Genomic DNA, 25202 nt, shown 5'->3' with positions numbered 1-25202 from the left:
CTCCCCGGGCGCGTGCTCAGCCGGTGGGCCCGGCGTCCTCCGGGGCCCCCTCGCCCAGGGCCGTACGAGCGGTGGCGACGAGGCCGTCCGCGCCGCACTGCTCGGCCACCGTCAGGCCCTCGCGCAGCCGTTCGGCCGCGTCGTCGTGCTGCCCGGACTCCTGCAGCGCCAGACCGTGGTCGACCAGGGCCGCCGCGAACTCGTAGCGGCAGGGCGCCCGGCGCAGGTGCTGCACGGCTCTGGCGAGTTTGCCCAGGCGCTCCGCCGGCGCGTCCAGGACGGCCGACCTGCGCAGCGCCTCTCCGACGGCGGTCTCCGTGCCGAACCGGTTGGCGTGCTGCAGCGCCTGGTCCGACAGGGGCCCGGGCGCGCTCGGGCTCGTCCTGCGCGAGCGCCTCGGCGAGGTCGAACGCCCACGGCGCCCACAGGGTGTTGTGCCTGCCGCGCTCCTCCAGCCGGCGCCCGGCCGCCTCCAGTTCGGCGACGGCCTCCTTGGCCTTGCCCCGCGCCAGCAGCAGCCGGCCCGCCAGACAGGCGGCGTCGGGCAGGACGATGGCCGGTGAGTAGGGCGGGCAGAAGGAGTTCTTCTCGGCCACTTCCTGCGCCTCGTCGACCTTGCCGCGGGCCAGGAGGGTGTCGATGAGCATGCAGGTGCCGTCCCACTGGATGGGCAGCCCCGGGCCGAGCCGGTCGGCCAGGCCCAGACCCTTGCGCAGCGCCTCCTCCGCCGCCACGAGGTCGCCGCGGCGGCGCAGCACCAGGCCGCGGAAGTCGTGGGCGAAGGCCAGGTGGGCGCCGCTCCAGCCGGAGATCTCGAAGGCGCGCACGGCCTCGTCGAACAGCTCCTGGGCCTCGTCGAGCCGGTCGCAGTAGGCGTAGGTGATGCCCACGACGCTGGGGATCTCGAAGCCCCACTCGGTGTTGGTCCAGCCCATGCCGTCGGCGAGGCGGCCGTCGACCAGCGCGCGGTCGATGAACTCGGTGACCTGCAGGGCGTTCTCGGCGCGGATCATGCCGTCGAAGCCGCGCAGCACCAGCAGGGCGCGCTCGGCGTTGTCCCGGCCCTCCAGCCGGCAGGCGAGCTCGGCGATGCGCCGGGAGCGGCCGTGGGCGTCCTCCTCCTCGATCTGGATGCCCTTCCACATGTAGTGGGCGGCCTGCAGGCGCATCCGTCCGGGGCCGGACGGGGTGCGGGAGGCCTGGTCGGCCACCACGTCGGCGGCCTCGCGCAGCTGGTTGTTGTGCGCGTACGCCTGGGAGAGCCGGTAGGTGGCGTCCACGCGCAACTCCTCGCTGAGCCCGGGCAGTTCCAGGGCGTTGCGCAGGTGGTTGACGGTGGTCTTGGGCGAGGTGAGCAGCGTGGCGCAGCCCAGCTCGTACAGCAGGGTGGCCTTCTCCTCCTCGGGCGGCGGCTCCTGCAGGGCGCGCTCCAGGCAGCGGCGGGCGGCGTCCGGCGCGCCGACCGCGAGGTGTTCCCGGGCCGCGGCGCGCAGCTGGCTGACCACGTCGGGGTCCTGGTCGGGGTGCACTTCGAGCAGGTGGCGGGCGGAGACGGCCACGCCCTGGCCGGCGTCGGCGGACAGCCACGCGGCCTGTCCGTGCATGGCGGTGCGGGTCGCGGGCGGGATGGCCCGGTAGACGGCGGTGGCGATCAGCGGGTGGGCGAACTCCAGGGTGCTGGAACCGGTCAGGATGCGGGCCTCGCGCAGCCGGTCGGCGGCGACGGCCGCCTCCGAGGGACCCATGCCGGCCAGCCCGGTGACCAGCTTGGCGTCGATCTCCGTGCCCAGGACGGCCGCGGCCCAGGCGAAGCGGGTGGCGGAAGGACCCATCTGTTCGAGCCGGGCGACCAGGCCCTTGCCGCGGGCGGCGGCGCCGAGGTCGCGCAGCAGCACGGCCGACTCCTCCACCGGGTTCATGTCGCGGTCCTGTGCCTTGGCTATCAGCTCGACCGTGTCGTAGGGGTTTCCGCCGGTGACGGCCCACACCTCGCGGCAGAAGGGGTCGTCGGCCTTCGGCCCGAGGGCTTCGCGCACCAGCCCGGCCACGGCCTCGGGGGTCAGGGCCCGCAGCTCGACGGGGCGCACGCCCCTGGCCTCGACCAGCTTGCGGAAGGCCGGGGTGTGGGTGGGCAGTTCCTCGGGCCGGTAGGCCAGGACCAGCAGCAGCGGCAGCTCGCCCAGCCGCACGGCGAAGGAGGTGAGCCAGCCGAGGGATTCGGGGTCGCACCAATGGGCGTCGTCGATGACGACGACGAGCCGCCGGCCGCCCTGGGCGAGCTGGGTGATCACCCAGTCCAGGCCGTCGCGCACGCCCTGCGGGTCGGCCTGCCGCTCGATGGGCGGCACGATGCCCAGGGCGGGCCCCGCGATGTCGTACCAGCCGCCCAGCATCTCCTGCCGTGCGGCGGGCGTCATCGCCGCGAGCGTGGGCTGCAGCAGCTGGCGGACGACGTTGAAGGGGACCTGCTCGGCCGACTTGCTGCCGCGGCCGAACAGGACCGTGCAGCAGGCGCATTCGGCGGCCATGCGCCGGGCCTCGTTGAGCAGGGCCGTCTTGCCCAGGCCGGCCTCGCCGCTGAAGAGCAGCAGCCCGCCGTCCCGGCCGGGCTCCCGGTCCTTCCCGAGAGGACCTCGGCCGCACAGGCCGTGCACCGCCTGCTCGACGACGGCGAGCTCGCGCTCCCGCTCGAACAGGGCGGCAGATGGGTTCGGTTCACGCTGATGCCCCGACATGACGATGTCTCCCCGGAGGATGTGGTGGGCCGAGCCTAGCCCCGTGGGCGGGCCCGGGGGCAGGGTTCGCCGGAGGACCACCCGTGAGCGTGATCGCCCCTGCCTCCCGAACGCCCATTCAGCGCGTTCGGAAACGCATTCGCATATCCCTGTGCGGGCCATTATGGCGGGCCGCGAATTCCCCGTCAGGCCGATCTGCGAATATGACAACTTCGCGCCGGAGCACCACGGGACCGGCTACGCTCCATGTCGCGCAGCGAGCCGTCTTGACTTTCGGCCCGCCGCGGCCGAGTGCTGTGGCACCGCCCCGGGAGCGCCGTTCTTGTTCCCGTACGCACTCCCCGCCGTGCGCTGCACGAAGCTGTCCGCATTTCCGTCCGAAGTCTTTCCACGTTCCGCACCAAGTGTTTCCCGAGGATCTCGATGGTTGGTTCTGGCTCGTCGGCTCCCAGGCGGCCCGCATCGGCGCTGATATGGCTGATCTCCCCCCTGGTCCTGGCCGTGTGCTCGGTCTCGGCGGTCCTGTCCGTGACACCGGCGGCCCGGGCACCCGTGGCCTGGTGCGGGGCCGCCGCCACGGTGGCCGTGGCCCTGGCCGCCGCCGAGGCGGCCCGGCGCGGGCGGGTGATCACCGCACTGCGCCGCCGGCAGGCCGACCGCGACGCCGAACTGCAGCACCGGCTCGACCAGCACGAGGCCGAGACCTGGCGGTTCGCCCGCGAGGTCCTGCCCGAGGCGCTGAAGCTGATGCGCCGGGGCGCCCCCACCGACCAGGTGGTCAGGGCGACGATCCCCTCCCACGACCTGGAGCCGTCCTTCGCCTCCGCGCACCGGGCCGTGATCCGCTCCGTGATCGAGGCGGTGCAGGCGGAGGAGGCCCTGCGCGACGCCGCCCACCGGGCGTTCGTCAACATCGCCCGCCGGATGCAGGCCATCGTGCACCAGCAGGCCTACGACATCCGGGAGATGGAGCACAAGCACGGCACCAACCCCGACGTCTTCGGCGACCTGCTGCACCTGGACCACGGCAACGCCCTGACCGGCCGCCTCGCGGACAGCATCGCCGTCCTCGGCGGCTCGCGCCCCGGCCGGCAGTGGCGCTCCGAGATCCCGCTGTACAACGTGCTGCGCGGGGCGATGTCCCGGATCCTGGAGTACAAGCGCATCGACCTGCACTCGGTGGCGGACGTCGCCGTGGTGGGGCCGGCCGTCGAGCCGGTGATCCACGCCCTGGCCGAGCTGCTCGACAACGCCACCCGCTACTCGCCCCCGCAGACCCGGGTGCACCTGACCGCCGTGGACATCCAGTCCGGCATCGCGGTCGAGATCGAGGACGCGGGCGTGGGCCTGACCGACGAGGCCCGCCGCCGTACCGATCGGGTGCTGTCCAAGGAGGGCGGCCTGGACCTGGACGACCTCGGCGAGTCCCCGCGGCTGGGCCTGGCGGTGGTCAGCCGGCTGGCCAACGACTACGACTTCCTGGTCTCCCTGCGGCCCTCGGCGTACGGCGGCGTCCGCGCGGTGCTGGTCATCCCGCCGGAGCTGATCACCGCGAGCCGGTTCCCCGGTGGCGACATCGCCCGTGCCCCCAAGCTTCCGCCGGCGAAGAAGAAGCGGCGTCCGGGCGGCATCCCGGTGCAGCCGACGTCCTCGCCCATCATGGACAACCCCATTCCCCCGCCCCAGGCCGACAACGGCCTCCCCCAGCGCCGTCGCCGGCGCGGGCCGGCCCCGCTGCCCTTCGGCCGGGGCGCGGCCGCCGAGCGGCAGCGGGCACGGGCCGCCGAGGGACGCGCGCCCGCGCCACCCGCCGCGGAGGAGCCGCAGCGCCAGCCGGGGCTGTGGCTGGCCGCCTTCACCAGCGGCATCAACGGAGAGCTGCCGGAGCAGGACGGGCAGCCGACCAGTGACATCCCGTCAGACAAGGAAGAGTAGCCAAGTGACGCAGCAGCCGCGGTTCAACATGGACTGGATGCTCAAGGACCTGGCCACCAGCGTCCCCCAGACCCGCCACGTGATCGTGCTGTCGTCGGACGGCCTGCGCATGGCCCAGTACGGCACGGAGGCGGAGGTGGCCGACCGGCTCGCCGCCGCCTGCGCCGGCCTGCAGAGCCTCTCGACCGCCATCGCCTCGGAGTTCCCGCACGGGGACGGCGAGATGCGGCTGGTGGTGATCGAGGTCGACGGCGGGTTCTTCTACCTGATGGCCGCCGGCGCGGGGGCCTACCTGGCCGTGCTGGCCGACGACGACGTGGACGCCGGGCTGATGGGCATGAAGATGCGCGACCTGGTGGCGCGCATCGGCTCCCACCTGACCAGTCCGCCCCGGGTCAGCGGGTCGGTGACATGAGCGAACCGGAGAACCCCCGGCAGCCCGGCGCCGAGCCGCCCGGCAACCCCGACCGGCTCTACATCCTGGGCGGCGAGGGCGAGGCCAAGTCCCCCGCCCCGCACCTGGACCTGGTGACGCTGGTCGTCTCCCGCAGCGAGCCCGACCCGGGCCTGCAGCCGGAGCACGCCGCCGTGGTGCGCATGTGCGACTACCCGCTGTCCGTGGCGGAGATATCCGCGTACCTCGAGCTCCCGGTGAGCACGCTGACACCCGTGCTCACCGAGCTGCTCTCCCGCGGCCGGGTGGAGGCCCGGCCCCCGATCCCGGCGGCGGCGCTGCCCGACGTCAGTCTCCTTGAGGCGGTGATGCATGGACTACAAAAGCTCTGACGGCTACGCCGGGCCGCGCAGCGAGGACATCCTTCCTGCCACCGCCACCGCGGCCGTGAAGGTCGTGATCGTCGGAGGCTTCGGGGTCGGCAAGACGACCCTGGTCGGCTCGGTCAGCGAGATCCGGCCGCTGACCACCGAGGAGACGATGACCCAGGCCGGGGTCGGCGTGGACGACCTGGCCGGCATCGAGCACAAGACCGAGACCACGGTCGCCATGGACTTCGGTCGCATCAGCATCAACGACCAGCTGGTGCTCTACCTCTTCGGCACGCCCGGCCAGGAGCGGTTCTGGTTCCTGTGGAACGGGCTGTTCGAGGGCGCCCTGGGCGCCGTGGTGCTGCTCGACACCCGCCGGATGGAGGTCAGCTACGACGTCATCGGCCGCCTGGAGGAGCGGGGCGTGCCGTTCGTCGTCGCGGTCAACGCCTTTCCCGGCGCCCCGAGGTACCCCATGTCCGAGCTGCGGGTGGCCATGGACCTGGACGAGACCGTGCCCATGGTCGACTGCGACGCCCGCGACCGCTCCTCCTGCCGCGACACGCTCATGGCGCTCATGCGCTACCTCTACACCCTGACCACCGTTTCCGCGGAGACACAGTGACCAACCCCCCGAACACGCCAGCACCGACTCCCTGACCGCTCCCCCGCCGCAGTGCCCGGCCCACGCCCTGGGCGACCGGGGCCCCGGCGGGGTGACGCGGCTGTACGGCCCGCAGGCCGAGGCCGATCCGTACGGCCTGTACGAGCGGCTGCGCACCGAGCACGGCCCGGTGGCTCCGGTGCTGCTGCACGGCGACCTGCCCGCCTGGCTGGTGCTGGGCTACCGGGAGACCCTGGACGTCACGCGCACCCCCTCCCGCTTCTCCCGGGACTCGCGGCACTGGAAGGACATGCGCGAGGGCCGGCTGACCGCCGACCACCCGCTGGCGCCGATCGCCACCTGGCAGCCGGTGTGCGTCTTCGCCGACGGCCAGGAGCACGAGCGCTGGCGGGGCGCCGTCAACGACGGCATCGCGCGCTTCGACAAGCGCGGCATCCGCCGGCACGTGACCGAGTGCGCGAACCAGCTGGTCGACCACTTCTGCGCGGCGGGCACGGCCGATCTCGTGGGCCAGTTCGCCGAGCACCTGCCGATGATGGCGATGACGCAGCTGCTGGGCATGCCCGAGGAGTACGGCCCCCGGCTGGTGAGCGCCGCCCGCGACATGCTCAGGGGCACGGAGACGGCCGTCGCGAGCAACGAGTTCGTGCAGGAGACCCTGCGCAAGCTGGTGGCGCGCAAGCGCGTGCAGCCCGGTGCCGACTTCACCACCTGGATGCTGGAGCACCCCTCCGGCCTGTCGGACGACGAGGTGCAGCAGCACCTGCGCCTGGTGCTGATCGCCGCGTTCGAGACGACCGCGAACCTCATCGCCAACACGCTGAAGATGGTGCTCACCGACGTGCGCTTCCGGGCGTCGCTGGCGGGCGGCCACATGACGCTGCCGGACGCGGTCGAGCAGGTACTGTGGGACGAGCCGCCGTTCATCACCATCCTGGGCCGCTGGGCGACCCAGGACACCGAGCTCGCCGGCCAGCCGATCAAGGCGGGCGACGCGCTGGTGCTGGGCCTGGCCGCGGCCAACATGGACACGGCCGTGCGCCCCGACCTGGACGCGCCCATCCACGGCAACCGCGCCCACCTGGCCTTCAGCGGCGGCGCGCACGAGTGCCCCGGGCAGGACGTGGGCCGGGCCATCGCGGGCACGGGCATCGATGCCCTGCTGCTGCGACTGCCCGACCTCACGCTCGCCGTCGAGGAGTCCGAGCTGACCTACCGCTCGTCCCTGATGTCACGCCACCTGACGTCGCTGCCGGTGCGGTTCACCGCGCACCGGCCGCGCCGGCCCGAGCTGACCGCCGGGCCGGACGCGGACGGTCAGACCGGGAGCCCCGCGCAGTCGGTGGTCATTCCGGCGCCGTCGCGGGCACCGGCGCCGTCCGCCGGGAGGTCCTCCTGGTGGCGGTCGCTCACGAACTGGCTGCGACGGTCGTAGTCGTCGTAGTCGTCCTGTTCCAGCAGGTCCCACCACCAGGCGATCGACGGGACGGGCAACGGTGCCGTGCTGTCGTCCGAGGGCCGCGTCGCCCACCAGGCGGAGACGTCCACCGTACGGGGGTCGGCGTACCGGGAGCAGGAGGCCGCCCAGTCCAGGTGGCCCCGGACGAACTGGCCGAGCGCGACCAGGTAGCAGCGCAGCTCCACCCCGGCGCGGCGCCAGACCTGTTCGCGCAGGCGCAGGAAGCAGGTCATGACGCGGTCGCGCATCGCCATGGCCTCCGCCTGCACCTTCGCGGGCGACGTGCCGCGCTCGTGGGCGAGGACGTCGATCAGGTTGAGGTGGTCACCGGCACGGTGGATCTCCTTGTTGCGCGAATAGAAGTCGTTGTCCCATGCGACGAGGGTCCAGGTCATCTCGGTGAGAGCTCTGACCTCGGGCCGGTCGAGCTCCTGGTCGGGCAGGTCGTAGCCGCCCGCGATGTCCATGAGCGCCGTCGAGGGCGCCATGCCTATCGCGCGCATCCACATCGCGGCGTAGTCGTTCAGGGTGGGCAGCACCCGGTCCCTGCGACAGGCCGCCTCCCACACCAGGCCCGACAGGTAGACGCGCATGCCCTCGGTCCAGCGGCGCAGTTGCCGCGGGCTCGCGTAGTCGGCGAGCTCGGTGCGGATCGCGCGCAGCGCGGCCGCGTGCGGCGAGTCGTCGGGCCACGCGGGCGAGGGCGCCTCCAGGACGCGCATGATGCGCGATGTGGCGTGGGCGAGGCCGTGGGCAGTGGCCCGCGACTCGTCGCACAGGGCGTCGTCGAGGGAGAAGAGCACGGAGTGCATCTTCGCCACGACGCTGAGGGGGCCCATCTGCCCGTAGGGCATGGTCTTGGCCGTGAGCCCGCCGAAATCGCACTGGCTCAGTCGCTTGCGTTGCTGTCGCGACGTATCCAGCTGTTTCTGCAGCATCCACTCCACGGAGATGTGGTCGAGCTCGCGAACCCGCGGATGCATGGCGGGCGGTATCGGGCAGTAGAAAGGAACGATCTCCAGGGGCTGGACCTTGATCCGATCCCGTACGCGTGTCACGCCGCCTCCCCAGGCCGACTGCAGCGTTCCTGTCCGCTTTTGCGCGGTACCTGCCCACGCCGAGGGGCGGATAACCCGCATGCGCCACCGGCGCACGAGGTTCCGGCGCGGAGCGCAAGGATCGGTTCGGATCGTTTTCGATCGCATCAAGCCAAACGCATTTTCCAGGGGAGTAGGAACGGTTGAATATTGCACACCGTTGTCGAGGATTTCTCCCCATGATCCGCCATAAGCGGAGTCGTCCCGCCCATGGCCGGATCTCGCCCCCGCGTGGTGACGCGGACAGGCCACCGGGCATCCCCCACACTGGTGACGGGGGCGCACGAGGGAGAGACGTCATGACGCTGCGGTCGTGGGCGGAGCGACCGGCCCGGCTCCTCGCCACGCCGTGGTGGCGGGCCGTTGCGGCCCTGGCGGCGGGGGCGCTGCCGGCCCTGGCCTTCCCGGCCCCCGCCCTGTGGTGGCTCGCCTGGGCGGCCCTCGTGCCGTGGCTGCTGCTGCTCCGCTCCGCCGCGAGCGCCCGGCGGGCGGCGCTGGAGGGCTGGCTGGGCGGGGCCGGCTTCCTGCTCGCGGTGCACCACTGGCTGCTGCCGAGCCTGCACGTCTTCATCCTCGTACTGGCCGCCCTGCTGGGCCTGTTGTGGCTGCCGTGGGGGCTGGTCGTCCACCGGCTGCTGGGCGGCGCTCCCGGGCCCGGCCGGGTGGCGGCGGCGCTGCTGGTGGTGCCGTGCGGCTGGCTGCTGGTCGAACTCGTCCGCTCCTGGGAGTACTTGGGCGGGCCCTGGGGCCTGCTGGGCGCCAGCCAGTGGCAGGTCGCCCCCGCCCTGCGGCTGGCGTCCGTGGGCGGGGTGTGGCTCGTCGGCCTGGTGCTGGTGGCCGTCAACACCGCGCTGGCAGCACTGCTGTGCGCGCCCCGCGGCCGGGCCGCCGCGGCGACGGGCCTGACCGGCTGCGCGGTGCTGGTGTGCGGGGTGTGGCTGTGCGCACCGGTGCCCGCCCTCACCGGCACCGCGCGCATCGCCGTCGTCCAGCCCGGGATCGTCGACGGGACGGGCAGTGTGCAGCACCGTTTCGACGTGCAGGAGGACCTCACCCGCCGTCTGGCCGGGCAGCGGCTGGACCTGGTGGTGTGGGGCGAGAGCAGTGTGGGCCAGGACCTGGGGCGGCGGCCGGACCTGAGCGCGCGCCTCGCCGCGCTCTCCCGCACGGTCGGCGCCGACCTGCTGGTCAACGTGGACGCCCGCCGCTCGGACAAGCCCGGCATCTTCAAGAGTTCGGTGCTCATCGGCCCCGACGGCCCCACCGGCGACCGCTACGACAAGATGCGGCTGGTGCCCTTCGGCGAGTACGTTCCAGCCCGCGAGGTGCTGGGCTGGGCCACCTCGGTGGGCAAGGCGGCGGGCGAGGACCGGATGCGTGGCGAGAGGCAGGTCGTCATGCGGCTGCCCGACACCCGCGGCAGCGGCCTGCGGCTCGGCCCGCTGGTGTGCTTCGAGTCGGCGTTCCCCGACATGACCCGGCAGTTGACGCGGGACGGGGCGCAGGTGCTGGTGACCCAGTCGGCCACGTCCACCTTCCAGGACAGCTGGGCACCGGCCCAGCACGCCTCGCTGGCCGCGCTGCGGGCCGCCGAGACGTGGCGGCCCGTGGTCCACGCCACGCTCACCGGGGTGAGCACGGTGGCCGACCCGCGCGGCCGGATCACCGGCGAGCGGCTGGGCACGGACCGCAGCGCGGCCGCCGTCTACGACGTGCCGCTGGCGCGGGGCGAGAGCCCGTACGTCCGGGCCGGGGACTGGGCGGTGTACGGGGCGCTCGCCGTGCTCGCCGTCCACTGTGCGGCGGAGTTCTTCCGCTGGGCGGCGATCCGGGGCGCGCGGCGGGGCGGCGGCCCTGCAGGAGGCTGAGCCCCGGCCGCCTCGCGCGGCCCTGCCGTTGCCCGACCGGCCACCGGCGTGCACCGTCACGCGACCGGCGTCGAGCGGGGCGGCCGGGTCGGGGGGCACCAGTCGGCCACGCCGTCGAGGCTGCGCAGGACCGTACGGGGGCCGAGGCGGTCGGCCGTGGTCACGGCGACCGCGCGCAGGGCGCAGGCCGCGGGCGAGGAGAGCCGGGTGAGCCGGGCCACGCGCTCCGCGCGCCGTACGACTGCCGTCGTGCGCGGCAGGCGGAGCCGGGTGTACTCCTCCAGGGCCGCCGTCACGTCGTCGCCGCAGCCGGCGAGGACGTGGGCGAGGACGACGGCGTCCTCGACGGCCTGGCAGCCGCCCTGGCCGATGTTGGGCGGCATGGCGTGCGCGGCGTCGCCGACGACGGCGACGCGGCCGCGGTGGTGGGCCGGGAGCGGGGCGGTCATGGCGTGGACGTCGTTGCGCAGGATCGCCGCGGGGTCGACGGTGTCGAGCAGGTCGGGTACGGGGTGGTGCCAGTCGCCGAAGAGGCGGCGGAGCTGGGCGTGTTCGCCGCCGGGCGAGGCGGCCCGCCGGGGCGCGTTGGCCTGGGCGTAGACGTAGACGCGCCCGCCGGGCAGGGGGACGGTGCCCCATATGCGGCCCCGCCCCCAGGTCTCGTGCGGGGTGAAGGGGGCGCCCGGGGCGGGCACCACGAACCGCCAGACGGTGGCTCCGGTGTAGCGGGGCGCGGGGTGGCCGGGGAAGAGGACGGCGCGGGTGGCGGAGTGGATGCCGTCGGCGGCGACGACGAGTTCGGCTTCGAGGTCGCCGCCGGGGGTGGTGACGCGGGCGGGCCGGCCGGCACCGCCGGGGTCGGCGAGGGCGGCGGGGGCGCCGGTGCGCACCGAGCCGTCGGGGAGCCGGGCGGCGAGCAGGGCGGCGAGGTCGGCGCGGTGGACGAGCGCGACGGGGCCGCCGAAGCGGGCGGCGGCGGCCTCGCCGTCGGTACGGGAGAGCCAGCGTCCGCCGGGCAGGCGCAGTCCGCCGTCGGACTGCCAGGCGGACAGGGCCCGGACCGCGTCGCCGGCGCCGAAGGTGTCCAGGGCGCGCTGGGCGTTGGGGGCGAGGGCGATGCCGGCGCCGACGGGCTCCAGGGCGGCGGCGCGTTCGAGGACGGTGACGGCCCAGCCGTCGTGGTGCAGGGCGGCAGCGGCGGTCAGGCCGCCGATCCCGCCGCCGATGACGACGGCGCGGGGTGCGGACGCGGGGACGGGCACGAGAACCTCCGGTCACTACAGGTGTAGTTTCGTTGAACGACGGTACTACAGGTGTAGTGAGCCCGGTAGACGGCCGGTAGATTGAAGCCGTGCGTTCCGAGAAGTCCGGCACCACCCGGCACACCACTCCCACCCCGCCCCGCGCCCAGCTGATCGCCGACACCGCGCTGGCGCTCCTCGCCGAGCGCGGGATGCGCGGGCTGACCCACCGCGCCGTCGACGAGGCCGCCGGGCTGCCGCCGGGCTCGACCTCCAACCTCGCCCGCACCCGTGCCGCCCTGCTGGAGGCGGCGGTGCGCCGGCTGGGCGAGCGGGAGGAAGAGGTGCTCACGCCGCGGGAGATGCCGGATCCGGCGGCCGGGCTCGACGCCCTGGCCGAGGCGATCGCCCTCGCGCTGCACCGCTCGCTGACCGGACCGCGCGAACTGCTGCTGGCCCGCTACGAGCTGGCCCTGGAGGCCGCGCGCCGGCCGGAGTTGCGCGCGATCTACGACGCCACCGGCAAGGAGCGGTTCCGCGAGCCGGTGGTGGCCCTGATGGCGGCGGCGGGCTCCACCGAGCCCGAGCGGCACGCGCTGTCGCTCGTGGCGTGGTGCGAAGGCATGATGTTCGCCTGCGCCGCCGGTTCGTACCACGCAGAGGCGCCCGGCCGGGCGGAGCTGCGCCGGGGGGTCACCGAGCTGCTGCGCGGGGCGCTGCGGCCCGCGCCGTAGTCGCCGGCCCAATTCCGTGGCGCCGCATCCCGATTGGCGTCCATCATGGACGGCATGATCACGATCACGTCGGAACGCCCCAAGCCGTCGACCCATGCCGGAGAGCGCGACATGCTCGAAGGGTGGCTCGACCACCACCGGGCGACCCTCGCCCACAAGTGCGCCGGCCTCACCGACGAGCAGCTGCGGGAGGCGTCCGTGCCGCCCTCCGTCATGTCGCTGATGGGGCTCATGCGGCACATGGCCGAGGTCGAACGCCACTGGTTCCGCCGCGTCCTGGACGACGAGGACGCCCCGCCGATCTACTACACCGACGCCGAACCCGACCGGGACTTCCTCGTCACCGCCGAGGACTCCGGCGACGAGGCGTACGCCACCTGGCAGCAGGAGATCTCCGTCGCCCGGGAGCGCGCCGCGACCCGCTCGCTGGACGACGCGAGCCTGGGCCGGCACCGCTCGCACACCGACCCGCTCACCCTGCGCTGGATCCTCACGCACATGATCGAGGAGTACGCGCGGCACAACGGCCACGCGGACCTGTTGCGCGAGCGCATCGACGGCGCGACGGGCCACTGACCCGCGCGCGAGGCGACCCCGCGCACCGCCTTCGCCCGCGCGGGGCATTCCCAAGCCCCTTGCGGCGCAGCAGCGTTGGGCGGGTGCATCGAGTGTCCGCTGCGACGGTATGGGTGGCGGTGGCCATGGCGGCCGCCGCCGGCTGCGTCTGCGTCCCCCGTCACCTCCCCCCGCAGGGCCCGGCCGGTGCGGCCGGCGCGCCCCGGCTGATCCACGGCCCGGACCGCGAGTCCCTGGCCGTCACCGGGCCGGACGCCTCCGACCCGCCGGCGCCCGGGGCCACGGCGGGCACGGCCGGCTCCGCCGGCTCGGCCGGCGGAACGCCCGTACCCGAGCCGGCACCCGGCGCGGTGGGGGCCGACGGCCGCGTCGCGCGGCCGCTCGGCGGCCCGGGCGACAGCGGCGGCGCGGTGCGGCCGCCCGCCGCCGGCGGCTCCCCCGGCTCCGCGGACCCGGCCCCCTCGGACGACGCGGCGCCGCCCCCGACGCTGTCCGCTCCCCCGCTCCTCACCGCCCCCGCCCGGCCACCGCGGACCCCCGCCTGGCGAGCCCCCGCTCCGGCACCCGCCCCGGAGCGCTCCCGGCAGGAGCGGCACGAGGACGACCAGGGGCACGACCAGGGGCACGAGCCGGAGCCGCGGCGGGCGGCGCCGCCCGTGGCCCCGCCCGGCCGGGGCGGCCCCGGGGTGTGCGCCCTCGGCGAGACGTACGGCCGCTGGCAGCAGGGGGGCGACGCCTCGCGTATCTGCCGCCAGGTCTACGGGCGCTGAGCACCGCGCACGCACAGCGGTAGTGGGACGGGGTGCGGTGGGGTGATCAGACCTGCAGGTCCGGGATCCGCCAGTCGATGGGCTCGTGGCCCTGGGCCGCGATGGCCTCGTTGATCTGGGTGAAGGGCTTGCTGCCGAGGAACTTCTTCGCCGACAGCGGCGAGGGGTGGGCGCCCTTGACGACGACGTGGCGCTCCTGGTCGATCAGGGGCAGCTTCTTCTGCGCGTAGTTGCCCCACAGCACGAAGACCGCCGGGTCCTGCCGGGCGGCCACCGCGCGGATGACCGCGTCGGTGAACTTCTCCCAGCCCTTGCCCTTGTGCGAGTTGGGCTCCCCGCCGCGCACCGTCAGCACCGCGTTGAGCAGCAGCACGCCCTGCTCGGCCCACGGCATCAGGTAGCCGTTGTCGGGCACGTCGTGGCCGAGCTCGTCGCACATCTCCTTGTAGATGTTGCGCAGGGACGGAGGCGTGCGGACGCCGGGGCGCACCGAGAAGCACAGGCCGTGGCCCTGGCCGGGACCGTGGTAGGGGTCCTGGCCGAGGATGAGGACCTTGACCCGGTCGTAGGGCGTGGCCTCCAGGGCGGCGAAGACCTCCCCGCGGGGCGGGTACACCGGGGCCTTCGTCCGCTCCTCCTCGACGAACTCGGTGAGCTCCTTGAAGTAGGGCTTCTCCAGCTCCTCGGCGAGGACAGCGTGCCAGGACTCGGGCAGCACGTCGGTGACGGTCACGTCGCAACCTCCGAAGGTTCGTTCCGTTCTCGTGCCAGAACTTACCGGTGGCCACTGACAACGCCGTCCGCACGGTCCTTCCGGCGACCGTCCCCGGGGCCTCAGAAACCGGCGTTGAGGAACAAACCGCCGTCCACGACGAGGGTCTGCCCGGTCACCCAGCCCGCTGCGTCGGACAGCAGGAAGGCGGCGGCGCCGGCGACGTCCTGCGGCATGCCCAGCCGCCCCAGCGGGTAGGCGGCCGCGGCCTCCTCCTCGCGCCCCTCGTACAGGGCGGCGGCGAACTTCGTCTTCACCACCGCCGGGGCGATGGCGTTGACCCGGACGCCGGGCGCGAACTCGTGCGCCAGCTGCAGCGTGAGGTTGACCATGGCGGCCTTGCTCATGCCGTACGCGCCGACGAACGGGGAGGGCGCGAGGCCGGCAACGGAGGCGATGTTGAGGATCGCGCCGCCGTGCTCCTTCTGCCAGGCCTTCCAGGTCTGCTGGGCGAAGCCGAGCGCCGAGACGACGTTGGTCTCGAAGACCTTGCGGGCCACCGCCAGGTCGGCCTCGGCCAGCGGCCCGAAGACCGGGTTCGTCCCGGCGTTGTTGACCAGGTAGTCGACCCGGCCGAAGGCCTCCATGGCCCGCTCGACGGCGGCGGCCTGGTGGGCCTCGTCGTGGGCCTTGCCCTGCACGCCGACCGCCCGGTCGGCGCCGAGGCGCTCGGTGGCCTCCTGCAGGGCGTCCGCGCTGCGCCCGGTGATCACCACCCGGTCGCCGCGGGCGACGAGCGCCTCGGCGATGCCGTAGCCGATGCCCCGGCTGGCGCCGGTGACGAGGGCGACCCGTCCGGTGCCCTCCTGCTGCGGTTCGCTCATGGTCCTTTCCGTTCCTCGGCCGGGTCGGTCGGTGCGTGGGTCGGTACGTCGGTCAGTCGAGCGGGCCGCCGGCCACGTAGAGCACCTGGCCGGAGACGAAGCCGGCCTGCTCGCCGGCGAAGAAGGCGATGGCGTTGGCGACGTCCTCGGGCTCGCCGACGCGCTGCACCGGGATCTGGCTCGCGGCCGCGGCCTTGAAGTCGTCGAAGCCCATGCCGACGCGCTCGGCCGTGGCGGCCGTCATGTGGGTGGCGATGAAGCCGGGTGCCACCGAGTTGGCGGTGATGCCGAACTTGCCCAGCTCCTTGGCGAGGGTCTTGGTCAGGCCCTGCATGCCCGCCTTGGCGGCGGCGTAGTTGGCCTGGCCGCGGTTGCCGAGGGCCGAGCTGCTGGAGAGATTGACGATGCGGCCGAAACCGGCGTCCACCATGTGCTTCTGGCAGGCTCGCGACATCAGGAACGCCCCGCGCAGGTGCACGTTCAGCACCGTGTCCCAGTCGCTCTCGCTCATTTTGAACAGGAGGTTGTCGCGCAGCACGCCGGCGTTGTTGACGAGGACGACGGGCGGGCCGAGCTCGTCGGCGACGCGGGCGACGGCGGCCTCCACCGCGGCGGCGTCGGCGACGTCGCAGCCGACGGCGATCGCCCTGCCCCCGGCGCCGGTGATCCGCGCCACGGTGTCCGCGCAGGCCGCCTCGTCGAGGTCGAGCACGGCGACGGCGTACCCGTCCGCGGCCAGGCGCACGGCGGTGGCGGCGCCGATGCCGCGGGCGGCGCCCGTGACGAGGGCCACGCGCTGCTCGGTGGTGGACATGCGGGTACTCCTCAGGTCGGGGGCGGCCCACCCGCCACGGAGCCGCGAGTGAGCAACCGCTCAGTAGCGTCGGTGATCAGACGCTAGAAGCCGCACCACGCACTGTCAACGCCCGATCCGGCCGGGGCGGGCCCCGGCCGGCCCGGCTACTTCACCAGCAGGTCGAGCAGGCGCTCGGACTCCCGCTCCGGGTCGCAGGTCAGCCCGGTGTGCACGGGCCCGGGCTGGACGACCGTGCTGCGGGGGGCGATCAGCCAGCGGAAGCGCCGGCCCGCGTCGTCGCACGCCGCCTGACCGGCGCGCTCGCCGCCCGCGCACACGCCCTCCACCGCGTGCAGCGCGGCGCGCACGCCCGCGACGTCGGCGGTGGGGTCCAGGGCCAGCAGCCGGGCCTCGTCCAGGTGGACGCGGGCCGCGACGTACGCCTTGGCCTGGCAGTAGACGACGACTCCGGCGTTGATCTGCTCCCCGCGCTCCACGCGCGGCACGACGCGCAGCAGCGCGTACTCGAAGACCTCACGTGCGGTGCCGGCGTCACGTGCGGTGGTGCTGCGGCCCGTCACTTCGCGGCCTTTCCGTCGAGCCTGACACGTACCCACTCCGGCGCCTGGGAGGGCAGGTCGGCGGTGCGTTCGCCGATGGTGATGCCCGCGCCGACGACCGGTGCGCGCTCCAGCAGCACCTCGACGTAGGCGCGGCGCACGGCGTCGGGGTCCTCGAAGCCCGGCTCGCCGGCGAGCCACTCGTCGGGGACGTCGGCGACGACCTCGGTCAGCAGCTCCTCGGTGACCTGCGGGGCGAGCTCGGCGGCGGCCCCGGCCAGGTCGGGGCGGAAGGTCGCCAGCACGTGGTCGGAGGCGTCGTAGGGCTTGGCGGCCGCGGCCCGGGCACGGGGCCAGTTGTGGTGCCAGATCATGGTGGCGCCGTGGTCGATCAGCCACATCCGCCCGTGCCAGACGAGCAGGTTGGGGTTGCGCCAGGAGCGGTCGACGTTGTTGATCAGCGCGTCGAACCAGATCACGCGCCCGGCCTCGACGGGGTCGGGCTCGAAGGCGAGCGGGTCGAAGCCGAGGGCGCCGGGCAGGAAGTCCATGCCGAGGTTGAGGCCGCCGCTGGCCTTGAGCAGCGCCTGGACCTCGTGGTCGGGCTCGCCGCGGCCGATCACCGGGTCCAGCTGGATCTGCGCCAGCTCCGGGATCCGCAGGCCCAGGCGGCGGCCGAGCTGCCCGCAGACCACCTCGGCGACCAGCGTCTTGGGGCCCTGTCCGGCGCCGGTGAACTTCATGACGTACGTGCCGAGATCGTCGGCCTCGACGATGCCGGGGAGCGACCCGCCCTCGCGCAGCGGCGCGACGTAACGGGTGGCCGTGACTTCGGGGAGCATCGCCCCAGGTTACTCGGCACGTGATGGCGTCGTTGAACAGCCGGGGCCGTCCGGCCGTACCCGTCGTCGAACCGGTGGGGCACGGCTCTTCGCGCCCCACGGGCCCGAGAGCAGCGAAGGAAAACGATCATGACGTATTCGTCCCTCGTCCCCGCCGGTGCGACCCGCCGCGGCGTGGTCGCGGCCGCCTCGGCCGCCTCCCTGGCCGCCGTCCTCGCCGCCTGCGGCGGCGGCAGCACCTCCGGCTCTCCCGCCACCGGCTCCCCCGCGGGCGGCGGCAGCACCACCGGTGGCAAGGCCGGCGGTGGCGACGGCGACCGGCCGGCGGGCGCGGGCGAGGCGCTGGGCAAGGCGGCGGACGTCCCCGTCGGCGGCGGGAAGGTGTTCGCCGACCGCAAGGTGGTGGTCACGCAGCCGGCGAAGGGCGAGTTCAAGGCCTTCTCCGCGGTGTGCACGCACCAGGGCTGCCTGGTGCAGGACGTCGTGGACGGCACCATCAACTGCCCCTGCCACCACAGCCGCTTCTCGGCGACCGACGGCAGCGTGCGCGGCGGCCCGGCGCAGCGGCCGCTGCCCGCGCAGAAGGTGTCGGTCAGCGGGGATTCCCTCGTGCTGGGGTGATTGCGCGGACCGGGAAAGGGGCCCATCCTTCGTGACGGACATCCGGCGGACGGCCGGACGGTGACCGGAGCAGGGGGTGGGCCATGCCGGCCGGCCAGCGGCGCGGACGCCGGGCGATGCTGACCCCGGCCGAGCTCGACGCCTTCCTGACCGGCAGCCGCACCTGCCGGGTGGCGACGGCCGGCCCGGACGGACGGCCGCACGTGGGACCGCTGTGGTTCGTCTGGGACGGCTCGGCGCTGTGGCTGTACTCCCTGACCCGCAGCCGGCGCTGGGCGGATCTGCGCCGGGACGCGCGCGTGGCCGTCGTGGTCGACGACGGGCAGGAGTACGGGGAGCTGCGTGGCGCGGAGCTGTCGGGCACCGCCGTCCGGGTCGGGGAGGCGCCGCGCACGGGCGAGCCGTGCCCGGAACTGCACACGCCGGAGCGTTTGTTCGCGGCGAAGTACTTCGGGCTCGCCACGATGCCCCACGACGGGCGGCACGCCTGGCTGCGACTGACCCCGCGGTCGGTCGTCTCGTGGGACTTCCGCAAGCTCTCCGGCTGACCGCCTGCGGGCCCGGACCGGATCCGGCGGCTGGTGCAGCGGCCCGTCAGGGGCGCGGGGCGTCCGGTGCGTCGGCCGGGCAGCGGCCGCCGTGGCGGTGGCCCGCGGCGCGCAGGGCGTCGACGACGGCCCGCACGGAGGGCCGGCGGTCGGCGTCGGCGCGCCAGATGGCGAAGACGTGCCGGCACATCGTGTGCCGCACGGGCACCGTGCGCACGCCCTGCGGCACCGGGCCGCGGCCCAGCCGGGGGGCGACGGCGACGCCGAGCCCGGCCGCGACGAGGGCGAGCTGGGTGGGGTGTTCGTCGGCCATGTGCGAGATGCGGGGCTCGATGCCCTTGCCGCGCAGCGTGGACAGCAGCCAGTCGTGGCAGAACTCGCCCCGGGGCCAGGAGATCCACTCCTCGTCGGCGAAGTCCTCCAGCTCGACGTCGGGGCGGCCGGCCAGCGGGTGGCCGGCGGGCACCGCGAGGTCGACGGGGTCGTCGAGGATCGGGGTGCGCATCAGTTCCTCGGGCACGGGCAGCGGCTTGTTGTACCAGTCGAGGACGACGGCGAGGTCGATGTCGCCGCTGACCACGCGGGGCACGGCCTCGTCCTGCTCCATCTCCACCAGGCGCGTGCGCAGCTGGGGGTGCTCGGTGCGCAGTCCGGCGAGGACGGCGGGGAACAGGCCGCGGGCGGCGGTGGGGAAGGCGCCGAGCAGCACCTGCCCGACGGCCTGCCCGCGCTGGGCCTCCAGGTCGGACTGGGCGAGCTCGACCTGGGACAGGATGCGCGAGGCGTGCTCGGCGAGCAGCCGTCCGGCGTCCGTCAGCCGCACCCCGCGGCCGTTCTTGACCAGCAGTTGCTGCCCGGCCTCCCGTTCGAGCTTGGAGAGCTGCTGGGAGACCGCGGACGTGGTCACGTGCAGGCCCTCGGCCGCGCCGCTGACGGATCCGTGGCGGGCGACGGCGTGCAGGGTGCGCAGGCGCTCCAGGTTCAACATGTAAGCAATGCTACGCGAAGACCCCAAGATTAATTCGCTTGTCCTACGAGGTGTGGGCCGTCATCGTTGGTGTCATGAGCACCGTCGCACCGCCCGGAACGCCCACCGGTTCCTCCGCCTCCACAGCCGCCTCCCCCACCTCCTCCACCACCCCGGACGCCTCCAGCGCCCCCGCCCCCACCGGCCGGGGGCGCACCGCTGTCGACTGGCGGATCCGCTTCGGCGTGCTCTCGGTGATCTGGGGCTTCAGCTTCCTGTTCATCAAGGTCGGCACCGACGGCTATGCGCCGCCGTACGTGTCGTTCGGCCGGATGCTCTTCGGGTCGGTCGTGCTCGCCGTGGTGCTCCTGGTCAAGCGCGACCGGCCGCCGCGGGCGCCGCGCACCTGGGCGCACCTGGCCGTGGCCGCCTTCCTGTGCAACGCCTTCCCGTTCACGCTCTTCGCCTACGCCGAGCTGACCATCCCCTCGACGCTCGCCGGGATCTGCAACGCCACGACCCCGCTGTGGGGCATGGTGATCGCCCTGGTGGCGCTCTCGGAGGACCGCCCGACGCGGCGCCGCTTCGCCGGCCTGGGGCTGGGCTTCGTCGGCGTGCTGGTGGTGCTGGGGATCTGGCAGGGCTTCTCCGGCCAGGACCCCAAGGGCACCGCGATGGCGCTGATCGCCTCCGCCAGCTACGCGGTGGGCTGGGTCTACGTCCGGCGCACCCTGTCGGGCACCGGCGACTCCCACCTGTCGATGTCGACGACGCAGCTGTTCCTGGGTGCCGTGCAGCTGGCCGTCGTCGCCCCGCTGGTCAGCCCGCTGCCGACGGCGCTGCCGGTGGTGCCGCTGCTGGCGGTCTTCGCGCTGGGCGCGCTCGGCACGGGGCTCGCGTTCCTGCTGCAGTACGGGCTGGTCGCCGAGGTGGGGCCGACGACGGCGACCATGACGACGTATCTGATCCCGGTGGTCGCGACGGGCGCCGGGGTGCTCGTCCTCGGGGAGCGGCTCACCTGGAATGTGCCGCTCGGTGCCCTGATCGTGCTGGCCGGTGCCTGGCTGACGCAGAGCAAGGGCACGGACGGCCGGGCGGGCGGCCGCGGGAACGTGGTGGCCCGGTCCGCCGCGGACGCCGACGAGGGCGAGGAAAAGGCCGCTCAGTCGTAGCGCCCGCCGGGCAGGGAGAAGGTCGCCGACGCCACCGCGTCGGCGACCTTTTCCGTGTCGGCGACGGCCAGCGGCGAGACGGTCAGGCGTATCCCGGGCGGCGAGGCGAGGCGGAAGCGGGCACCGGGCGACACGCCCCAGCCGGCCTGCAGCAGCCGCGTCACGACCGCCGTCTCGTCGGGCACCGGCACCCAGACGTTCATGCCGCTGCGGCCGTGGGCCGCGAGGCCCCGCGCGCGCAGCGCCGCCACCAGCGCCTCGCGCCGGCGCCCGTACGAGGCGGCCACCTGGGCGGCGTCCACCGCACCGGTGCGCCACAGGTGCAGCACGGCGTCCTGCAGCACGTGGCTCACCCAGCCCGAACCGAGCCGCTGCCGCCCGCGCACCCGGTCCATGGTGACGGCGTCCCCGGTGAGCACGGCGAGCCGCAGGTCGGGCCCGTAGGCCTTGGCGACGGAGCGGACGAGCGCCCAGTGGGTGGTGGCGCCGGCCAGGGGGTGCAGCGGCAGGTCGACGATGCCGTGGGCGTGGTCGTCCTCGACGAGCAGGGTGTGCGGGTGCCGGGCGAGGACGGCGCGCAGCTCGCGGGCGCGGCCGGCGCCGATGGCGGCGCCCGTGGGGTTCTGCGCGCGGCAGGTGACGATCAGGGCGCGGGCGCCCTGGGCCAGGGCGCGGTCGGCGGAGTCGGCGAGCGGGCCGTCGTCGTCGACGGCCACCGGCACGGCCCGCATGCCGAGCGCGGGGACGAGGTCGAGGACGCTGCCCCAGCCCGGGTCCTCCACGGCCACGGCGTCGCCGGGCCGCAGGTGGGCGGCGAGCACGCGCTCGATGCCGTCGAGGGAGCCGGAGGTGACGGCGAGCGGCCCCTGAGGCACGCCGTCGTGCGCGAGGGCCGCCCGGGCCGCCTGCTCGAAGCCGGTGTCCACCGCGGGCCGGCCGTACAGGACGGGGTCGGTGCGGGCGCGCTCGGCCGCGGCGGCCAGGGCCGCGCCGAGCGGCGGCAGCAGGGCGGGGTCGGGGCTGCCCCCGGAGAGGTCGCGCGCGCCGTCGGGCACCTCGACGCGCAGGGCGTCGCGGGGCGCGCTGGCCGGCCGGGGGCGCACCCGGCTGCCACGCCGGCCGGCGGTCTCGATCACGCCTCGGTCGCGCAGCATGCGGTAGGCGGCGGCCACCGTGTTGGGGTTGACCCCCAGCTCGACGGCCAACTCCCGCATGGGCGGCAGCAGTTCGCCCGGAGGGAGCTTCCCCTCGCCCACGGCGCGCTCCACGCTCGCCGAGATGTCGGCTGCGCGCCGCCCCTCGATCCGATACTCTCCTAGCACAAAACACAGTATGCACTAGTGCAATGGAGACCGCAATGTCGTCCAGTGGTTACGAGCAGACGGAGCGCACCACCCCCACCCGCTACCGCGAGCGGGCCTCCTACGACCGCGCGACCGTCCACGCGATCCTCGACGACGGCTACGTGTGCCACCTCGGCTTCGTGCGCGACGGCGCACCCGTCGTCCTGCCCACCCTCTACGGGCGCGTCGGCGAGCGCCTGTACATACACGGCTCCACCGGCTCGCGGCCGTTGCGCGCGGCCGGCGAGGCCCACGAGCCCGGCATGCCGGTCTGCGTGACCGTCACGCACGTCGACGGGCTGGTCCTCGCCCGCTCCGCCTTCAACCACACCCTCAACTACCGTTCGGTGGTGATCCAGGGCACCGCCCGGCCCGTGACGGACGCCGAGGAACTCACGACGGCCCTCGACGCCCTGGTCGACCAGGCGGTGCCGGGGCGCTCGGCGGACTGCCGGCCCGCCACCCGCAAGGAGGTGGCCGCGACCGCGGTGCTGCGCGTGGACCTGGCCGAGGTCTCCGCCAAGGTGCGCAACGCCCCGCCGGCCGACGACGCCGCGGACGCGGCCCTGCCGCACTGGAGCGGCGTCGTGCCCGTCACCACGGTGTACGGGGCGCCCGTCCCGGCCCCCGGCCAGGACCCGGGCGCCCCCGTGCCGGCCTACCTCACCGGCCGCTGACCGCCGCGCCCGCGCCCCCGCGGGCCTCGGCGACGGCCAGCGCCGCCACCGCGCCCAGCAGCACCGCCGTGCCCAGCGCCGTGGTGACGGAGAGCCGCTCGCCGAGGAGCAGGACGGCGATGACCGCTGCCGTCACCGGCTCCAGCAGCGTGATCACCGCGACCGTGGTGGCCCGCACGACCGCGAGCCCGGCGAAGAACAACCCGTACGCCAGCGCCGTCGGCACCGTCACCAGGTAGCCCAGCAGCCACAGGGTGCGCCCCAGGTGGTGCGTCGAGGGCCACAGGCCCTCGGCGACGGCCGGCGGCAGCAGGCACACCGTGCCCACCGCGAACGACGTCACCGTGGTGGTCAGCGGATCGGTGCCCCGGCCCGCGCGGCCCAGATGCCGGGAGTGCAGGGTGAGCACCGCATAGCCCGCTGCCGAGACCAGGCCCCACGTGACGCCGGCCGGGCGCACACCGCCCGCGGCGTCACCGCCCAGCATCAGCACGGCGAGACCGGCGACCGCCCCCGCAACGGCCGTCCGGCCGCCGGCGCCGAGCCGCTCGCCCGAGGTCAGCCGGCCGCCCAGGGCGACCAGGACCGGGCAGGCCCCGAGGGTGACGACGGTGCCCACCGCCGTACCGGTGCCGTCGACGGCGGCGAAGTAGGCGGCCTGGAAGAGGGTCAGCCCCAGGCCGGTGACCGTCACGCGCGCGAACCGCCGTCCCCACGACTCCCGCACGTCCCGCGGTTGCGGGGCGCGGCGCGGGCGCAGGGCCCGTACCGCCAGCAGCAGGACGAGCCCGCCGGCGGTGCGCCAGAAGGTCAGGGCGAGGGGGCCGAGGCCGCTGCCGGCGAAGACCAGGGCGGCCGTCGCACCGGTCGTGCCCCAGGTGGCGGCCGCCACGGTCACGAAGAGCAGCCCCCGGCCGACGGACGGGCCGGGGACGGAGGGAAGGGGGACGGAAGCCGCCGGAAGCGCCGCAGGGCGCACCGGGGCGGAGGAGTCGTGCACGACTGTTCTCCCGCGAAGAGGGACGAAAAAGATCAACTGGTCCGTCTGCGGGCAGCACCGACCGGCCCGGGAACTCTTGCGCCCCGGGCCTCATGTGCGAGGAGCGGCCGCCCGCGCTACGCGGCGGGAGGCGGCAGAACAGTCATGGGCATGATCGCGCAGCCTAGGCCCTGCCGGCGTCGCCGGACAACTCCCGTCCGGCGGCGACCTCCCCGGTGACCGGTCCCTTCCCCCGGGCCACCGGCTGCGCCGGGGCCTTGCGGGGCGTCGCGGTCTGGGCGACGAAGGCCCCGAGCACCACCATGGCGCCGCCCGCGGACTGCGCGGCCGAGAGGTGCTCGCCGAGCAGCACCCAGGCCAGGACGGTGGCGACGACCGCCTCCAGGCAGGCGACGACCCCGGCGACCTGCGGGGAGAGCCGGCGTACGGAGAGCACACCGGTGACGTACGCCGCGACGGTCGCCACCAGGACCACCCAGCACAGCAGCACCACGGCCGGCACGTCCGCACCGTTCATCCGTGCGCTGCCCGCGAGCACCGACCAGTCCATGGCCCAGGGCCGCGCGAGGACCGTCAGCAGGGCGGCGCCGCCGAGGAGTCCGAAGGCCACGACGCCGAGGGGGTCCGCGCCGCCGTCCGCGTCCTCGCCGCCGTGGTCGGCGAGGACGAAGTAGCCGACCTGGCAGCAGGCCGAGCCCAGGCCCAGCAGCAGGCCGAGGGTGTCGAAGGCCAGCCCGGACCACACTTCCACCACACAGGCCAGGCCGGCCGCGGCGAGCACCACGCCGATCACGGCCGCCCGGCTCACCGGCCGCCGCTGCACGAACCGCACCCAGCCCAGCAGGAGCGCCGGACCGAGGTACTCGACGAGCATGGCGACCCCGACCGGGATGCGGGATATCGCCCCGAAGTAGCACGCCTGCACGCCCGCCACCGCGAGCAGCGCGAACCCCGCCAGGAGCGCGGGGCGGCGCGTGAGCAGGGCGCGGTGGCGCCAGGCCACGGGCGAGAGCACCAGCGCCGCGCCGGCCACGCGCAACCACACCACCTCCAGCGGGTCCAGGCCCGCCTCGATGAGCGGCTTGGCCGCGACCCCCGAACCCCCGAACGCCAGCGCGGAGACCAGGGCGAGGCCCAGGCCGGCGCTTCTTCTCTCAGACGCTTGCATCGCGGCATCATGCCAGTGATCGACAGGACCGTCACCCCTTGCGCTCCTGGCGTCCCCTCAGGGGCGCACCGCACCCGAGGAGCCGGTCCACTGCGCGCCGATTGGCC

At 74.6% G+C, this 25202-nt stretch carries 24 protein-coding genes and 1 pseudogene; 13 read left to right on the top strand and 12 right to left on the bottom strand.

All coding sequences use genetic code 11. From position 1 onward, the window contains the following. Positions 1 to 16 precede the first annotated feature (16 nt). Positions 17 to 2735: pseudogene (locus tag ABD361_RS04335) on the bottom strand (ATP-binding protein). 423 nt (positions 2736 to 3158) lie between these two features. On the opposite strand from ABD361_RS04335, the gene ABD361_RS04330 reads away from it, so the two are divergent. The 5 genes from ABD361_RS04330 to ABD361_RS04310 all read left to right on the top strand — a co-directional run bounded on the left by ABD361_RS04330 (position 3159) and on the right by ABD361_RS04310 (position 7495). Continuing rightward, entirely contained in the window at positions 3159 to 4670 is a 1512-nt protein-coding gene (locus ABD361_RS04330; protein ID WP_344433325.1) for an ATP-binding protein, read from the top strand. Between the two features lie 28 nt (positions 4671 to 4698). Next, a complete protein-coding gene (locus tag ABD361_RS04325) occupies positions 4699 to 5085 on the top strand; it encodes a roadblock/LC7 domain-containing protein (protein ID WP_344433665.1) in 387 nt (128 codons plus the stop codon). Then, complete coding sequence (locus tag ABD361_RS04320; protein WP_344433324.1) at positions 5082 to 5456, top strand: DUF742 domain-containing protein; 375 nt, start codon at positions 5082 to 5084, stop codon at positions 5454 to 5456. Before ABD361_RS04325 ends, ABD361_RS04320 begins: the two co-directional genes overlap by 4 nt. Continuing rightward, entirely contained in the window at positions 5437 to 6060 is a 624-nt protein-coding gene (locus ABD361_RS04315) for a GTP-binding protein (protein ID WP_344433323.1), read from the top strand. The genes ABD361_RS04320 and ABD361_RS04315 overlap by 20 nt, the downstream gene beginning before the upstream one ends. A gap of 91 nt (positions 6061 to 6151) precedes the next feature. Beyond that, a complete protein-coding gene (locus tag ABD361_RS04310; RefSeq protein WP_344433322.1) occupies positions 6152 to 7495 on the top strand; it encodes a cytochrome P450 in 1344 nt (447 codons plus the stop codon). Here the strand turns inward: ABD361_RS04310 and ABD361_RS04305 are convergent. Continuing rightward, positions 7378 to 8577: a terpene synthase family protein gene (locus tag ABD361_RS04305; protein ID WP_344433321.1), complete on the bottom strand. Its 1200-nt coding sequence runs from the start codon at positions 8575 to 8577 to the stop codon at positions 7378 to 7380. The two genes, ABD361_RS04310 and ABD361_RS04305, sit on opposite strands and share 118 nt — an antisense overlap. A gap of 338 nt (positions 8578 to 8915) precedes the next feature. Here ABD361_RS04305 and lnt point away from each other — a divergent pair, with 338 nt between their 5' ends. Next, positions 8916 to 10484 (top strand): apolipoprotein N-acyltransferase, encoded by a 1569-nt coding sequence (gene lnt / locus ABD361_RS04300; RefSeq protein ID WP_344433320.1) that lies wholly within the window; start codon positions 8916 to 8918, stop codon positions 10482 to 10484. Positions 10485 to 10540: 56 nt separating this feature from the next. On the opposite strand, the gene ABD361_RS04295 is transcribed toward lnt, so the two are convergent. Next, positions 10541 to 11746, bottom strand: a complete 1206-nt coding sequence (locus ABD361_RS04295) for an FAD-dependent monooxygenase (protein ID WP_344433318.1) — start codon at positions 11744 to 11746, stop codon at positions 10541 to 10543. A gap of 89 nt (positions 11747 to 11835) precedes the next feature. Here ABD361_RS04295 and ABD361_RS04290 point away from each other — a divergent pair, with 89 nt between their 5' ends. The 3 genes from ABD361_RS04290 (at position 11836) to ABD361_RS04280 (ending at position 13805) form a co-directional block, all read left to right on the top strand. Beyond that, the gene (locus tag ABD361_RS04290) at positions 11836 to 12459 is read left to right on the top strand and encodes a TetR/AcrR family transcriptional regulator (protein WP_344433317.1); all 624 of its coding nucleotides are present in this window, start codon (positions 11836 to 11838) and stop codon (positions 12457 to 12459) included. Positions 12460 to 12522: 63 nt separating this feature from the next. Further along, a complete protein-coding gene (locus ABD361_RS04285; RefSeq protein ID WP_344433664.1) occupies positions 12523 to 13035 on the top strand; it encodes a DinB family protein in 513 nt (170 codons plus the stop codon). A 92-nt stretch (positions 13036 to 13127) separates the two neighbouring features. Further along, on the top strand, positions 13128 to 13805 hold the full coding sequence (locus ABD361_RS04280) for a hypothetical protein (protein ID WP_344433316.1): 678 nt from the start codon (positions 13128 to 13130) through the stop codon (positions 13803 to 13805). 46 nt (positions 13806 to 13851) lie between these two features. Here ABD361_RS04280 and ABD361_RS04275 read toward each other — a convergent pair whose 3' ends face one another. From ABD361_RS04275 to ABD361_RS04255, 5 genes are all read right to left on the bottom strand, one after another. After that, positions 13852 to 14538 carry a uracil-DNA glycosylase gene (locus ABD361_RS04275; protein WP_344433315.1) on the bottom strand — a complete coding sequence of 229 codons (687 nt, stop codon included), beginning with the start codon at positions 14536 to 14538 and terminating at the stop codon, positions 13852 to 13854. A 101-nt stretch (positions 14539 to 14639) separates the two neighbouring features. After that, complete coding sequence (locus ABD361_RS04270) at positions 14640 to 15401, bottom strand: SDR family oxidoreductase (protein WP_344433314.1); 762 nt, start codon at positions 15399 to 15401, stop codon at positions 14640 to 14642. 52 nt (positions 15402 to 15453) lie between these two features. Next, positions 15454 to 16215 (bottom strand): 3-oxoacyl-ACP reductase FabG, encoded by a 762-nt coding sequence (fabG, locus tag ABD361_RS04265; RefSeq protein ID WP_344433313.1) that lies wholly within the window; start codon positions 16213 to 16215, stop codon positions 15454 to 15456. A gap of 146 nt (positions 16216 to 16361) precedes the next feature. Then, complete coding sequence (locus ABD361_RS04260; protein ID WP_344433312.1) at positions 16362 to 16778, bottom strand: DUF3037 domain-containing protein; 417 nt, start codon at positions 16776 to 16778, stop codon at positions 16362 to 16364. Further along, positions 16775 to 17599 carry a HipA family kinase gene (locus ABD361_RS04255; RefSeq protein WP_344433311.1) on the bottom strand — a complete coding sequence of 275 codons (825 nt, stop codon included), beginning with the start codon at positions 17597 to 17599 and terminating at the stop codon, positions 16775 to 16777. Before ABD361_RS04255 ends, ABD361_RS04260 begins: the two co-directional genes overlap by 4 nt. 129 nt (positions 17600 to 17728) lie before the next feature. Between ABD361_RS04255 and ABD361_RS04250 the strand changes: the two genes are divergently transcribed. Both ABD361_RS04250 and ABD361_RS04245 read left to right on the top strand, forming a co-directional pair. Beyond that, positions 17729 to 18220 carry a Rieske (2Fe-2S) protein gene (locus ABD361_RS04250; protein WP_344433310.1) on the top strand — a complete coding sequence of 164 codons (492 nt, stop codon included), beginning with the start codon at positions 17729 to 17731 and terminating at the stop codon, positions 18218 to 18220. 83 nt (positions 18221 to 18303) lie between these two features. After that, complete coding sequence (locus tag ABD361_RS04245; protein ID WP_344433309.1) at positions 18304 to 18768, top strand: pyridoxamine 5'-phosphate oxidase family protein; 465 nt, start codon at positions 18304 to 18306, stop codon at positions 18766 to 18768. Between the two features lie 46 nt (positions 18769 to 18814). Here ABD361_RS04245 and ABD361_RS04240 read toward each other — a convergent pair whose 3' ends face one another. Further along, positions 18815 to 19756: a LysR family transcriptional regulator gene (locus ABD361_RS04240; RefSeq protein WP_344433308.1), complete on the bottom strand. Its 942-nt coding sequence runs from the start codon at positions 19754 to 19756 to the stop codon at positions 18815 to 18817. A gap of 74 nt (positions 19757 to 19830) precedes the next feature. On the opposite strand from ABD361_RS04240, the gene ABD361_RS04235 reads away from it, so the two are divergent. After that, positions 19831 to 20907 (top strand): DMT family transporter, encoded by a 1077-nt coding sequence (locus ABD361_RS04235; protein WP_425583145.1) that lies wholly within the window; start codon positions 19831 to 19833, stop codon positions 20905 to 20907. Here the strand turns inward: ABD361_RS04235 and ABD361_RS04230 are convergent. After that, a complete protein-coding gene (locus tag ABD361_RS04230; protein WP_344433306.1) occupies positions 20898 to 22229 on the bottom strand; it encodes an aminotransferase class I/II-fold pyridoxal phosphate-dependent enzyme in 1332 nt (443 codons plus the stop codon). The two genes, ABD361_RS04235 and ABD361_RS04230, sit on opposite strands and share 10 nt — an antisense overlap. Positions 22230 to 22264: 35 nt before the next feature. Here ABD361_RS04230 and ABD361_RS04225 point away from each other — a divergent pair, with 35 nt between their 5' ends. Beyond that, positions 22265 to 22927 carry a pyridoxamine 5'-phosphate oxidase family protein gene (locus ABD361_RS04225; protein WP_344433305.1) on the top strand — a complete coding sequence of 221 codons (663 nt, stop codon included), beginning with the start codon at positions 22265 to 22267 and terminating at the stop codon, positions 22925 to 22927. Here ABD361_RS04225 and ABD361_RS04220 read toward each other — a convergent pair. Both ABD361_RS04220 and ABD361_RS04215 read right to left on the bottom strand, forming a co-directional pair. Continuing rightward, positions 22914 to 23927 carry a DMT family transporter gene (locus tag ABD361_RS04220; RefSeq protein WP_425583143.1) on the bottom strand — a complete coding sequence of 338 codons (1014 nt, stop codon included), beginning with the start codon at positions 23925 to 23927 and terminating at the stop codon, positions 22914 to 22916. The two genes, ABD361_RS04225 and ABD361_RS04220, sit on opposite strands and share 14 nt — an antisense overlap. 163 nt (positions 23928 to 24090) lie before the next feature. Beyond that, on the bottom strand, positions 24091 to 25095 hold the full coding sequence (locus ABD361_RS04215; RefSeq protein WP_344433304.1) for an EamA family transporter: 1005 nt from the start codon (positions 25093 to 25095) through the stop codon (positions 24091 to 24093). Positions 25096 to 25202 lie beyond the last annotated feature (107 nt).

The organism is Streptomyces luteosporeus, from assembly GCF_039532865.1.
Taxonomy (GTDB): Bacteria; Actinomycetota; Actinomycetes; order Streptomycetales; family Streptomycetaceae; genus Streptomyces; species Streptomyces luteosporeus.
Note: the sequence above shows the minus strand (reverse complement) of the source record. Positions and strands in the feature narration are given on the sequence as shown.

What these genes read in the sequence shown, in the direction of transcription:
- ABD361_RS04245 (WP_344433309.1), top strand. Translation starts at nt 18,304, where the DNA reads ATGCCGGCCGGCCAGCGGCGCGGACGCCGGGCGATGCTGACCCCGGCC.
- ABD361_RS04240 (WP_344433308.1), bottom strand. Translation starts at nt 19,756, where the DNA reads ATGTTGAACCTGGAGCGCCTGCGCACCCTGCACGCCGTCGCCCGCCAC.
- ABD361_RS04215 (WP_344433304.1), bottom strand. Translation starts at nt 25,095, where the DNA reads ATGCAAGCGTCTGAGAGAAGAAGCGCCGGCCTGGGCCTCGCCCTGGTC.
- ABD361_RS04255 (WP_344433311.1), bottom strand. Translation starts at nt 17,599, where the DNA reads ATGCTCCCCGAAGTCACGGCCACCCGTTACGTCGCGCCGCTGCGCGAG.
- ABD361_RS04320 (WP_344433324.1), top strand. Translation starts at nt 5,082, where the DNA reads ATGAGCGAACCGGAGAACCCCCGGCAGCCCGGCGCCGAGCCGCCCGGC.
- ABD361_RS04330 (WP_344433325.1), top strand. Translation starts at nt 3,159, where the DNA reads ATGGTTGGTTCTGGCTCGTCGGCTCCCAGGCGGCCCGCATCGGCGCTG.
- ABD361_RS04270 (WP_344433314.1), bottom strand. Translation starts at nt 15,401, where the DNA reads ATGAGCGAACCGCAGCAGGAGGGCACCGGACGGGTCGCCCTCGTCACC.
- ABD361_RS04325 (WP_344433665.1), top strand. Translation starts at nt 4,699, where the DNA reads ATGGACTGGATGCTCAAGGACCTGGCCACCAGCGTCCCCCAGACCCGC.
- ABD361_RS04315 (WP_344433323.1), top strand. Translation starts at nt 5,437, where the DNA reads ATGGACTACAAAAGCTCTGACGGCTACGCCGGGCCGCGCAGCGAGGAC.
- ABD361_RS04250 (WP_344433310.1), top strand. Translation starts at nt 17,729, where the DNA reads ATGACGTATTCGTCCCTCGTCCCCGCCGGTGCGACCCGCCGCGGCGTG.
- ABD361_RS04225 (WP_344433305.1), top strand. Translation starts at nt 22,265, where the DNA reads ATGTCGTCCAGTGGTTACGAGCAGACGGAGCGCACCACCCCCACCCGC.
- fabG (WP_344433313.1), bottom strand. Translation starts at nt 16,215, where the DNA reads ATGTCCACCACCGAGCAGCGCGTGGCCCTCGTCACGGGCGCCGCCCGC.
- lnt (WP_344433320.1), top strand. Translation starts at nt 8,916, where the DNA reads ATGACGCTGCGGTCGTGGGCGGAGCGACCGGCCCGGCTCCTCGCCACG.
- ABD361_RS04235 (WP_425583145.1), top strand. Translation starts at nt 19,831, where the DNA reads ATGAGCACCGTCGCACCGCCCGGAACGCCCACCGGTTCCTCCGCCTCC.